Here is an 11,829-nt window from a genome sequence, read left to right on the forward strand (position 1 = left end):
TTCATAGCTCCATTTTCTCAAAGAATGGAGCCTCCACAAAACCCGGGGCGGTTCATCGTGCGCTCTTCAAGCAGTCGAACCGCGTGGGCTCAAGAGCCCACCCTACAAAATCCCCAACGCTGCAGTTCGTAGGGTGGGCACCTGTGCCCACGCGGTCTCACGGTCGGCAAACCCGCGGCATCGCACGGTCGTGCGGTGTTCAAGCGGTCGAACCGCGTGGACACGGGTGACCACCCTACGAACTACACGGCCAACGCCGATCGTGGCGAACCTGACGTATTTCCCGCTCCCGCGTCGCATTCCCTCCACACTCGACCGTCCTGGCCGCTCCTCGAGGCGCGCGCATTGCCTTTTGACATATAACAACCATTAATGCTTGATATAATCAAGAACGTTGCCAGCACTTTATCGTTGCGTTCTGTTGTCTTCGGCCGACGCCGTGACAATTGGTATATATACAAGCGACGAGAAGACTGGCATATTAGTTACGACACGAATAGCACGGGCGTTCGTTTCAACAGAAAAAACATCCTTTCCCCTTAGGAGACACAATGCGTCAAAAGAATTTCGCGCTTGCGCTGCTGACCGCGGCTGCGCTCGCCGCTTGCGGCGGCACCGGTAGCAGCGGTGGCGACCAATCGCATCCGATTACCTTCAGCCAGCAAGTCACGTTCGGCGACAGCCTGTCGGACGTCGGTACCTACAACGTCGGCGCGGTCAAGGCTGCCGGCGGCGGCAAGTTCACCATCAACGGTTCGGAAACCTCGAAGGATCCGGCCCTGACCGGCCTGAACTGGACCGAAGTGCTGGCTGCCGAGCTGCGCCTGCCGGCCCCGTGCGCCGCACAGACCGGCCTGGAAGGCACTGCCGAGGGCTTCAACGTCCCCATCACCAACAACGTCAACTGCTTCAACTACGCCCAGGGCGGCGCCCGCGTGACCAATCCTATCGGTCCGGGCAACAAGGCCGTCAAGGCCGACATCGGCGAAATGACCCTGCCGGTCGTCGCCCAGGTCCAGAACCACCTGGCCAAGGTCGGCGGCAAGTTCAGCGGCACCGAGCTGGTCACCATCATGGCCGGCGGCAACGACGTCCTGATGCAGCTTGGCGCGGTCAGCGCCGCCGGCACCGCCGCCGGCCAGCGCGCGTTCCCGAGCCTGCTGATCAGCGGCCTGGCCGCGACCACGCCGAACCCGGCAACCGCCGCGCCGATCATCACCGCCGCGGTCCAGAACAACGCCGCCGGTGGCCAGACCGCGGTCACCAACGCCGCCGTGATGGCCGCCATCTCGCAGGGCGCCACCCAGACCGCCGCCGTCGCCGCCGCGACCAAGGCCGGCGCCGATGCACAGGCAGCGGGCGCCAAGGCAGCGGCCGACTACGCCGCCGCCAATGCCCAGACCCTGGTTGCGGAACTGGCCAAGGCCGGCGCCGAAAAGGCCGGCATCGTCATGAAGGACATCGTCGGCAAGGGCGCCAAGTACGTCATCGTGAACAACCTGCCGGACGTGGCCAACACCCCGTCTGGCCGCGCGCAGCCGGCCCTGCAGCCGCTGATCGACACCATGGTCAACGCCTTCAACGCCCAGCTGAAGGCCGGCCTGGGCAACGATGCGCGCATCCTGTACGTCGACCTGTACAGCATCAGCAAGGACCAGATGACGAATCCGCGCACCACCGAGATCTACGGCCTGACCAACGTCACCACCCCGGCCTGCGACCTGAAGAACCCGCTGGTCAAGGACACCTCGCTGCTGTGCACCACCCGTACCCTGGTTCCGGGCGACACCGCCCGCTACATGTACGCCGACACGATCCACCCGACCCCGTACGAGTACTGGCTGGTGGCTCGTTATGTCCTGAAGGACATGGCCGTCAAGGGCTGGCTGTAATAAAAAAATAAAGACGAGAAACCTGCGTGCCCGCCTGTCGCCAGGCGGGCCCTGCGGCTCTTATAAGAATCAGGAGAAATAATGAAAGTACGTTTCAATAGCGTCGTGAAAATGACCGTCGCTGCCGCCGCGCTGGCATGCGCAACGGGCGCGTCGGCCCAGTCCGCCGGCCAGTTGACCGCGAAGTTCGGCTTCAACCAGCTGACCCCGAAAGTCGAAAGTGGCGACCTGAGCGGTCCGGCCCTGCCGTTCACCAAGGCGTCGGTCGACCGCGACATCCAGCCGGTGCTGATCTTCGCTTACGGCCTGACCAACAACATCTCGGCCGAAGTGGCGCTGGGCACCCCGTACAAGCACAAGATCAAGGGCGCCGGCTCGATCCAGGGCACGGGCGAACTGGCGACCGTCGAGGCATTGCCGGCGATCGCCCTGCTGCAATACCGTTTCTTCGATCCGAGCGCGACCTTCCGTCCCTACGTCGGCATCGGCGCGACCTACGCCTACTTCATGAAGGAACGCGGTTCGGGCAAGCTGACCGCGCTGACCAACCCGGGCGGCCCGGCAACGACCCTGAGCATCGACAACAAGTTCACCTACACCGCCCAGGTCGGCCTGGTGACGAACCTCAACGAGCGCTGGTTCGTCGACATGACCGTCAACAAGACCCGCCTGCGCACGGTGGCGAACTTCTCGACCGGCCAGACCCAGGACATGAAACTGGATCCGGTGTCGGTCATCCTGGCCGTCGGCTACAAGTTCTAAGCACGACGCGGCGTTTGCCGCGAACAACCGGCAGGGTGCGAACCCTGCCGGTTTTTTTTCGTCCGTGCGTTATCGGATGCATGTGGCTTCGCCGCGATGCTTTCGTAGGGTGGGCACTGTGTGCCACGCGTTACGCACGTGTCCGTGGACCGCGGCAGCGATGTATCGCTCGCAACGTGCGCAATGAACGGCAAAGCCAGTATGAAGCGTGGTCCATGCGGCGTCTGCGGGCAACACCTCGCCGTTAATGGTGCAAGGATGCGTCCGCAATGCGTGGGCACGGCGTGCCCACCCTAAGGTTGAGGCCGCGTAACGCCCTCAATGCACGCCGGCCACGTAGCGCGTGAAGCGTTCGCCGCTGAGGGCGCGTTCGTAGAGGTAGCCCTGGAAGACGTGACAGCCGGCTTCGGACAGGAAGGCGTGCTGGCCCGGGGTCTCGACGCCTTCGGCGATCACCTGCAGGCCGAGGCTGCCGCCGAGGGCGATGATCGAGCGCACGATGGAGGCGTCGTTGCGGTCGGTGAGGACGTCGCGCATGAAGGAGTAATCGATCTTCAGCTGGTCCAGCGGCAGCTTGCGCAGGTAGGCCAGCGACGAGTAGCCGGTGCCGAAGTCGTCCAGCGAGAAGGTGATGCCGAGCCGGCGCAGGGTTTCCATGGTCTGCACCGTGTGCGTGAAATCCGTGACGACCAGGGTTTCGGTCAGCTCGAATTTCAGGCCGTGCGGATCGACGCCGGTGGCGGCCAGGATTTCCTGGGTCATCGCGACGAAGTCGGGCTCGACGAACTGGCGCGCGCTGACGTTGACCGACAGCGACAGGTGCTTCGTGGCCGGGTTGCGCTGCCAGCCGGCCAGCTCGGCGCAGGCGGTGGCCAGCACCCAGCGGCCGATGTCGACGATCAGGCTGGTTTCCTCGGCTGCCTTGATGAACTCGGTCGGATAGAGCAACTCGCCGTTGGGCAGGCGCCAGCGCAGCAGGGCCTCGGCGCCGATCACGCGGCTGTTGCCGTCGAGCTGGGGCTGGTAGTAGAGCATGAACTCGTGGTTGCGCAGGGCGCGCCGCAGGCCGCTCTCGAGTTCCGAGCGCGCGCTCCAGGCGGCCTGCATGTCCGGATCGAAGAAGCGGAAGGTGTTGCGCCCGGCCGCCTTGGCCTGGTACATCGCGGTGTCGGCCTGCTTCAGCGCCGATTCCACCGTGTCGGTCATGCCGCTGATCATGGTCACGCCCACGCTGGTCGAGACCGTGTACATGAAGTCGGCCAGCTGGAAGGGCGTGGCCATCGCCGCGACGATCTTCGCCGCCACCGTTTCGGCCTGGTGCGCCGCCGCTTCCGGCGTGTCCTCCTCGGGCGGCACCAGGATCACGAATTCGTCGCCGCCCAGGCGCGCCACCATGTCGGCTTCGCGCACGCTGTGCTCGAGCCGGCGCGCCACCGCCTGCAGCAGCATGTCGCCGGCGGCGTGGCCGTGGGTGTCGTTCAGGGTCTTGAAGTTGTCGAGGTCGCAGAACATCAGCGCGCCGAACTTGCGCGAGCGCGCGCTGCCGACCAGGGCGCGGCGCAGGTGGTCGAGCAGGCTGGCGCGGTTGGGCAGCTCGGTCAGGGCGTCGAAATAGGCCAGCCGGTGGATGCGCGCCTCGTTGCTCTTGCGTTCGCTGATGTCGGTGCTGATGACCAGGATCTTCTGCGGCACGCCGGCGGCGGGGTCGGCGCGCACCACGGTCCAGCGCGTGTCGGCCTGCATCGGGCTGCCGTCGCGCCGGTGCTGGGACAGCTCGCCCGACCATTCGCCTTCCTCGACCGCCTGGCGCCAGGCTTCGCTGTGGGCGCCGTGGTCGTCGCACAGCAGGTCGGGCATGTGCTGGCCGCGCGCGTCCTCGGCGGTCCAGCCGTACAGGCGTTCGGCGCCCTTGTTCCAATAGGTGATGCGGGTGCTCATGTCCATCACGAAGATGGCGTCGTGCGCCTTGTCCAGCAGCGAAGCCTGTTCCAGGGCCAGCATGTCGGCGCGGCGCAGCACGGTGATGTCGGCGATAAAACCTTCGAGCGCCACCACGACCCCGCGCTCGTCGTAGACGGCCGCCCCTTGCTCCCAGGCCCAGCGCAACTGGCCGGCGGCATTGGTGATGCGGTAGCTCAGCTGGTAGGAGCGGCGATCGCGGATCGCGGCGTTGGTGTCGTCGGCCACCTTGGGACGGTCCTCGGGGTGGATCAGGCCGGCAAACGAGAGCGCATGCGCGCCGATGAAGGCCGCGGCCGGGTAGCCGGTCAGCTTCTCGACGCCGGCGCTGATGAACTCCATGGTCCACTCGGGATCGTTCAGGCAGCGGTAGACCGCACCGGGCAGGTTACTGAGCAACAGATCAAGCGACAGAGCCGATGACCCCTGGGCCCGGGAATTGGTCGACGCCGACGTGTCAGTGGAGTACATGTTCCGCGCGATTGAGGTTGGTGGAACACTATCGAAGAATTAATTGATTAAACACATGGTAACGCGAAATCTATGCGGATTCGGTAGCGTATTGACGAATAATTTTTAATGTTGCCGGATAAACACGTTTCGCGACCATGCAGGCGGCATAAAAAAGCGGGCGCCGACGCGTGTCGGGCCCGCCTTGCAAATGCACTGGCGTTGTCAGAACGCGGCGATACCGGTCTGCGCACGCCCCAGGATCAGGGCGTGGATGTCGTGCGTGCCTTCGTAGGTATTGACCACCTCGAGGTTGACCATGTGGCGGATGATGCCGAATTCGTCGGAAATGCCGTTACCGCCCAGCATGTCGCGCGCGGTGCGGGCGATGTCGAGCGACTTGCCGCAGGAATTGCGCTTCATGATCGAGGTGATCTCGACCGCCGCCGTGCCTTCGTCCTTCATGCGGCCCAGGCGCAGGCAGCCCTGCAGGCCGAGCGTGATCTCGGTCTGCATGTCGGCCAGCTTCTTCTGCACCAGCTGGTTCGCGGCCAGGGGTTTGCCGAACTGGTTGCGGTCCATCGTGTACTGGCGTGCGGTATGCCAGCAGGCTTCGGCTGCGCCCAGCGCGCCCCAGGCGATGCCGTAGCGCGCCGAGTTCAGGCAGGTGAACGGGCCCTTCAGGCCGCGCACGTCCGGGAAGGCGTTTTCTTCCGGGCAGAACACGTTGTCCATCACGATCTCGCCCGTCACCGAGGCGCGCAGGCCGAACTTGCCGTGGATCGCCGGGGCCGACAAGCCTTCCCAGCCTTTTTCCAGCACGAAGCCGCGGATCGCGCCTTCGTCGTCCTTGGCCCAGACGACGAACACGTCGGCGACCGGGGAATTCGTGATCCACATCTTCGAGCCGGTGAGCGCGTAACCGCCGTCCACTTTACGGGCGCGGGTCACCATCGAGCCCGGGTCCGAGCCGTGGTTCGGTTCGGTTAGGCCGAAGCAGCCGATCCATTCGCCGGTGGCCAGCTTCGGCAGGTATTTCTGTTTCGTCGCCTCGTTGCCGAACTCATAGATCGGGACCATCACGAGAGAGGACTGCACGCTCATCATCGAGCGGTAGCCGGAGTCGACGCGCTCGACTTCGCGCGCGATCAGGCCGTAGGCGACGTAGTTCAGGCCCGGGCCGCCGTACTGTTCGGGAATGGTCGGGCCCAGCAGGCCCAGTTCGCCCATCTCGCGGAAGATCGAGGTGTCCATGGTCTCGTGGCGGAAGGCCTCGAGGATGCGCGGCTGCAGCTTGTCCTGGCAGTAGGCGGCGGCGGCATCGCGCACCATGCGCTCTTCGTCGGTGAGCTGGCTGTTCAGCAGCAGCGGATCATCCCAGTGGAAGGCGGTCTTGCGAGGCGAATCGGATGGCTTCATGGATCGGTCCTGGTCTCTTTCGGGTTCTTGTCGGCGGAAGGCAGCGGGGGCATTCCGGGGTCAAGGCATTATAGGAAGGACGTCCTGATGCATCTTTTCTAACTGCGACAGCCATTTTCATTTTTCCCGCTTGCGTCGATGCGAGGTGGATAGCGCTAATGCTAAGTACTCACCCAAAAATAAATGTGTTTTTGGCTGCCATAACCGGCGCGTTGCTGCGTTGGCTCGTGTTTGCAGTGCTCGCACTGCGGCACACTCGCCGCCTTGCACCGCATCCGGTTCTGTTCGCCAAAATTCACATTTATTGCTGGTCGAGTACTTAGAACAAAACGGCGCCCGTCAATCCGGCCTCGCGCAGGCGCGACATGTCGCGCGTCGGCGCGCTGCCGAAGTGGCGCGCGTATTCGCGGCTGAACTGCGAGGCGCTGACGTAGCCGACGCGCTGGCAGGCCAGGCCCGCATCCATGCCGGTGGACAACATCAACCTGCGGGCTTCCTGCAGGCGCAGGGTTTTCTGGAACTGCAGCGGGCTCATCGACGTGAGCGACTTGAAGTGCCCGTGCAGCGCGGATGGGCTCATGTGCGCCAGGTCGGCCATCTCGCCGATGCGCATCGGCTGGTCGTAATGGGCGCGGATCCAGGCCACCACCTTGCCGACCCGGGTCGATTCGATCCGCCCCAGCTGGGCCAGGCGTGCGCCGAACGGGCCGCGCAGCAGGCGCAGCACGATTTCGTCGTGTACCAGCGGCGCCAGCAGGGCGGCGTCTTCCGGCTGCGCGGCCAGCGCCAGCAGGCGCGCGGCGGCGTCGACGATCGCCTCGCTCGCCTGGGCCACGTACACCGCACGCTCCTGGCGCAGCGGCGGCGCGCCGTCGGGCCAGGCCTTCAGCACCAGTTCCGCCAGCCGCTCCTGGTCAAAATCGAGCCGGAACGACAGGTAGGGCGCGGCCACGCTGGCCTGCCGGATCATGGCCGCGATCGGCAGGTCGAGCGAGAAGACCAGCATGCGCGACGGGTCGTAGTCGTAGGCCTCGTCGCCCAGCATCACGGTCTTGGCGCCTTGCGCCACGATGCACAGCGCCGGCCGGTGCAGGCCGTGCACCAGCTCCTCGCTCGGGGTGGAGGCGCGCACCGCATGCAGTCCCGGGATGCAGGTGGCGAACGAACCATCGCAGGGCGCGTTGGCGGCGAGCAGGGCGGCCAGGCGCGCCAGTCCCGGGGCGGAGGAGGGCGTGGTTGCGGTCATGGTCGGCGCAGGATACACCAGCCTTCAGTCGGCGTGGTCGGTCGACAGCGACAGTGCCCGCATGGCCGCCATGTTGTTGCGGCGCGCTTCGAGCTCCGCTTCGGCCATCGCGACGGCATCGCTGCCGGCCAGGAAGCGGCGCGGCGGCGCAGCCATGTCGGCCAGCGTGCGTACGGCGGCTGCCAGCTTCACGGGGTCGCCCAGCTGCCTGCCCTTGTAGGCGCCATAGGTTTGCGCGATGCTGCCGTGGGCGGCGTAGTCCTCGATGACGTTCGCGCCGTAGCGTACCGAGCTCGGGTCGAGGAATCCGGTACGGAAGAAGCCCGGCTCGACGGTCGTGAGCTTGATCCCGAAGGGCTCGATCTCGAGCGCGAGCGAGGCCGACAAGCCCTCCAGTGCAAACTTGGTGGCGCAATAGACGGACGAACCGTTGAAACCGGTGACGCCGGCGATCGAACCGATGTTGATGATGTGCCCGGCACGCTGGCGCCGCAGCACCGGCAGCGCCGCGCGCAGCATGTGCATGACGCCGTACACGTTCACCGCGAATTGCTGTTCGATGTCGGCCGGCGTGACCTCTTCCAGGCGCCCCAGCAGGCCGTAGGCCGCGTTATTGACCAGCACGTCGATGCGGCCGAAGCGTTCGACCGCGGCGGCAATCGCCGGCGCCGCCTGCGCTTCGCTGGCGACGTCGAGCTGGACCAGCGCGACGCGTTCCTGGTCGGCCGTGCCGAACGCATCCCGCAATTGCGCCAGGTTGCGGCCCGTTGCAACCACCTTGTCGCCGGCGGCGAGCGCCGCGCGGGCGATGTCGGCGCCGATGCCGCGGCCGGCGCCCGTGATGAACCAGACTTTGCTCATGATGTTCTCTCCAGTTGTGCCACGTGGCGTGGCGTTGAAAGTGGAGAGCATGGTAGGGCGGGAGCAGGGCTGCGACTTGCCTGAAACTCCAGGAAGCTGGCGCATTCCTCGCAGGATCGCGGGCGGGGACGTTCGCGTGCGGTCAGTATGCAGGCGCGTAGAAAAGCCCGCGTGCAGCTCAGGGGGTGACGCCGAAACGGCCGCCATGGAACAGCAGCGCCGGCTGGGGTTCGACTTCGCATTCCTCGACTTCGCCCACGAAGATCACGTGGTCGCCTTCGGGATAGCGGCTGCGGTTATGGCATTCGAACCAGGCGGCCGCGCCTTTCAGGATCGGCTGGCCGGTGCGCGAGAGCATGTAGTCGATGCCGGCGAAGGGGTCTTCGCTGCGGCGCGAGAAGCGCAGGGCCAGTTCTTCCTGGCCGGCCGCGAGCACGTTGATGACGTAGTGCGAGTTGCCGCTGAAGATGGGCAGGCTGTTGGCGCGCGCGCCCAGGCTCCACAGCACCAGCGGCGGATCGAGCGAGACGGAATTGAACGAACTGGCGGTCAGGCCGCGGAAGCTGCCGTCGGCCAGGCGCGTCGTGATGACGGTGACCCCGGTCGCGAATTGCGACAGCGCCTGGCGGAAATGCGCCGAATCGAAATCGCGCTCGGTGGCGCGGGGAGAGCGTATGTTCATCGGTACCTTGAAAAGTTGCATGCTCATTATGCCATCGCGAGACATTCGACGCCGCCAGTCTCCATGTTGCCGCTGCATAAAAAGTGACTTTACGTTAGAGTGAGGTCACATATAACAGTGTCGAGGTAAGCAATGAGCGAGCAAAAAACGACCGACGTGGCGATCCTCGGGGGAGGGTGCTTCTGGTGCGTCGAGGCCGTCTACCTGGAGGTGCGCGGGGTCACGCGCGTGGAGTCGGGCTACATGGGCGGGCAGGTCGTCAACCCGAGCTACGAGCAGGTATGCGGCGGCGCCACCGGTCACGCCGAAGTGGTGCGGCTGGAGTTCGATCCCTCGGTCATCAGCTACCGCGACATCCTGCAGATCTTCTTCACGATCCACGACCCGACCACGCCCGACCGCCAGGGCAACGACGTCGGCCCGCAATACCGTTCGGTGATCTTCACGCAGGGCGCCGAACAGGAGGCGACGGCGCGCCAGGTGATGGCGGAGATGGCGGCCGTCTGGGATGCGCCCATCGTCACCCAGGTGCTGCCGCTTGATACCTGGTACAAGGCCGAGGAATATCACCAGAATTATTACGCCCAGCACCCGATGCAGGGCTATTGCGCCTTCGTGGTGGCGCCGAAGGTGGCGAAGTTCAGGAAGACTTTCCAGCAGTTCATGAAGTAGGGCTGAGCGTTTGATCCTGGCGCTGTAGGGTGGACACCTGTGTCCACGCGGTATGGCGCTTCGGATCGGTCGAACCGGTCGTGCTGGCTCCTGGCCACAGCGAGCTTTTTCGCGGATACTTTTCGACCTCGATAAGAGTGAGTTCGCTTGGACTCAAGCGATGAGTCCGCGCGGGCACAGGCGCCCGCCCGACAACCCCTGCGGCAAAAGCATCGCACGTGGCGTCATTGATGCCATCGGCATCAATGTCGAGCCAACCCTAGGGAAGCACTGATTTATTCATGGCAGCGGCCTCGGCCACGAGAAAATGCGTCCTGCTGCGTTGTAAATCCTCGCGATACCCCGGTATCGCTCCGGTTTACGCCTTGCCGGCCACATTTTTCGTGTCCGATTCCTGCGCGCCAGAATAAATCAGTGCTTCCCTGGGTTTCACGGGTACATGTACTTCCTCGACCACGGGATCTGCGCCGGGTCTTCGCCGGCCTTGCCGCAGACGATCTGGTACAGGCTGATCCAGTCGTGGGCGAAGGCGTAGGCGCAGCCGGCGAGGTAGACGTGCCAGATGCGAAAGCGCTTCGCGTCCGTGAGCCGGGCGATGTCGTCGGCCCGGTTCTCGAAGTTCTCGGTCCAGGTCGCGCAGGTTTTGGCGTAGTGGCGGCGCAGGTTCTCGACGTCGCGCACTTCCAGCCCCCCTTGCTGCATGGTCTTGATGACTTCCGACAGGTGCGCCAGTTCGCCGTGCGGGAACACGTACTGGTCGATGAATTCGCCGCCGCCATAGGGGGACGAGCGTCCTTCGACGTCGGTGCTGGTGATGCCGTGGTTCATGACCACGCCGCCCGGGGCGAGCAGGGCGTTGATGCGCTCGAAGTATTCGGGCAGGTGCTTGACGCCGACGTGTTCGAACATGCCGACGCTGGTGATGCGGTCGAACTGGCCGCCGACGTCGCGGTAGTCCTGCAGGCGGATCTCGACGCGGCCTTGCAGCCCGGCCGCCGCCACGCGTTCGCGCGCAAGCCGGGCCTGGTTCTCCGACAGCGTGACCCCGACCACGCGCGCACCGAACTGCCGCGCCGCGCGGATCGCCAGTGCGCCCCAGCCGCAGCCGATGTCGAGCAGGGTGTGGCCGGGCCGCACGCCGATCTTGGTCAGGATGTGGTCGATCTTGCGTACCTGCGCCGTGGCGAGGTCTTCCTCGCCGGTTTCGAAATAGGCGCAGGAATAGACCATGTTCTCGTCGAGCCAGGCCTGGTAAAAATCGTTGGAGACGTCGTAGTGGTAGCGGATCGCCTCGGCGTCTTTCTTGCGCGTGTGCGGCGACAGCAGGCGCAGCGGATGGGTGAAGTGGCGTTCGTGCTTGCCGGTCGATGCGGCCAGTTCGCTGCCGATGCGGATCATGTCGGCGGCGCGGCCCTTGACGTCGATCGCGCCCTCGACATAGGCGCGCCCGAGCTTGTACAGCGAGGGCGAGAGCAGGTAGCGCAGCGAGGATGCCTGCGGAATGCGGATCGTCACGCGCGGCGTTTCCGAGGACAGGTCGACATGCTCCCCGTTCCAGAGTTCCACCCGCAAGGGCAGGGACAGCTTGCTGCGCATGCCCGCGCTCCAGGCAGTCAGCTTCATTTCGTTGAACACGTATTCCTCCGCTCTGAGAAGAAGCCGGTCATGCCGCGCCGGCCATACGAATCACTCGAAAACTGCTGCCGCTGGTGGCGGCTTGTCGAGACCTGCTTACTCCAGCAACTGCGTTTGCGACGAAGGCTGCAATTAAGGCCGCAACGAAGGCTGCAACGAAAGCTGCAACGAAAGCTGCAACTAAGGCTGCAAACGCTGCCGCGTCCAGCTGCCGTCTTCCTGCCGCTCGTAGACGATGCGGTCATGGAAAC

Annotated in this window: 10 protein-coding genes; 3 read left to right on the plus strand and 7 right to left on the minus strand. The window is 65.0% G+C overall.

Annotated features, from left to right (window positions below):
- Positions 1–551: 551 nt before the first annotated feature.
- Complete coding sequence (locus tag RT688_RS14145; RefSeq protein ID WP_313705492.1) at positions 552–1,892, plus strand: SGNH/GDSL hydrolase family protein; 1,341 nt, start codon at positions 552–554, stop codon at positions 1,890–1,892.
- Between the two features lie 81 nt (positions 1,893–1,973).
- Positions 1,974–2,654, plus strand: a complete 681-nt coding sequence (locus tag RT688_RS14150; protein WP_313705493.1) for an OmpW/AlkL family protein — start codon at positions 1,974–1,976, stop codon at positions 2,652–2,654.
- A 318-nt stretch (positions 2,655–2,972) separates the two neighbouring features.
- Here RT688_RS14150 and RT688_RS14155 read toward each other — a convergent pair whose 3' ends face one another.
- The 5 genes from RT688_RS14155 to RT688_RS14175 all read right to left on the minus strand — a co-directional run bounded on the left by RT688_RS14155 (position 2,973) and on the right by RT688_RS14175 (position 9,271).
- Complete coding sequence (locus RT688_RS14155) at positions 2,973–5,012, minus strand: EAL domain-containing protein (protein ID WP_313705494.1); 2,040 nt, start codon at positions 5,010–5,012, stop codon at positions 2,973–2,975.
- Positions 5,013–5,288: 276 nt separating this feature from the next.
- Complete coding sequence (locus tag RT688_RS14160) at positions 5,289–6,482, minus strand: acyl-CoA dehydrogenase (RefSeq protein ID WP_313705495.1); 1,194 nt, start codon at positions 6,480–6,482, stop codon at positions 5,289–5,291.
- A gap of 319 nt (positions 6,483–6,801) precedes the next feature.
- The gene (locus RT688_RS14165) at positions 6,802–7,728 is read right to left on the minus strand and encodes an AraC family transcriptional regulator (RefSeq protein WP_313705496.1); all 927 of its coding nucleotides are present in this window, start codon (positions 7,726–7,728) and stop codon (positions 6,802–6,804) included.
- Positions 7,729–7,752: 24 nt separating this feature from the next.
- Positions 7,753–8,589, minus strand: a complete 837-nt coding sequence (locus tag RT688_RS14170; RefSeq protein ID WP_313705497.1) for an SDR family NAD(P)-dependent oxidoreductase — start codon at positions 8,587–8,589, stop codon at positions 7,753–7,755.
- A 178-nt stretch (positions 8,590–8,767) separates the two neighbouring features.
- Positions 8,768–9,271, minus strand: a complete 504-nt coding sequence (locus RT688_RS14175; RefSeq protein ID WP_313705498.1) for a flavin reductase family protein — start codon at positions 9,269–9,271, stop codon at positions 8,768–8,770.
- A 132-nt stretch (positions 9,272–9,403) separates the two neighbouring features.
- Between RT688_RS14175 and msrA the strand changes: the two genes are divergently transcribed.
- On the plus strand, positions 9,404–9,943 hold the full coding sequence (gene msrA, locus RT688_RS14180) for a peptide-methionine (S)-S-oxide reductase MsrA (protein ID WP_313705499.1): 540 nt from the start codon (positions 9,404–9,406) through the stop codon (positions 9,941–9,943).
- Between the two features lie 429 nt (positions 9,944–10,372).
- Here msrA and RT688_RS14185 read toward each other — a convergent pair whose 3' ends face one another.
- Together RT688_RS14185 and RT688_RS23850 are read right to left on the minus strand one after the other, a co-directional pair.
- Positions 10,373–11,578, minus strand: a complete 1,206-nt coding sequence (locus tag RT688_RS14185; RefSeq protein ID WP_313705500.1) for a cyclopropane-fatty-acyl-phospholipid synthase family protein — start codon at positions 11,576–11,578, stop codon at positions 10,373–10,375.
- Positions 11,579–11,758: 180 nt separating this feature from the next.
- Positions 11,759–11,815, minus strand: coding sequence for a hypothetical protein (locus RT688_RS23850; protein ID WP_409521920.1), 57 nt, complete (start codon positions 11,813–11,815; stop codon positions 11,759–11,761).
- Positions 11,816–11,829: the final 14 nt, after the last annotated feature.

Source organism: Massilia sp., from assembly GCF_032106685.1.
GTDB lineage: Bacteria > Pseudomonadota > Gammaproteobacteria > Burkholderiales > Burkholderiaceae_D > Telluria.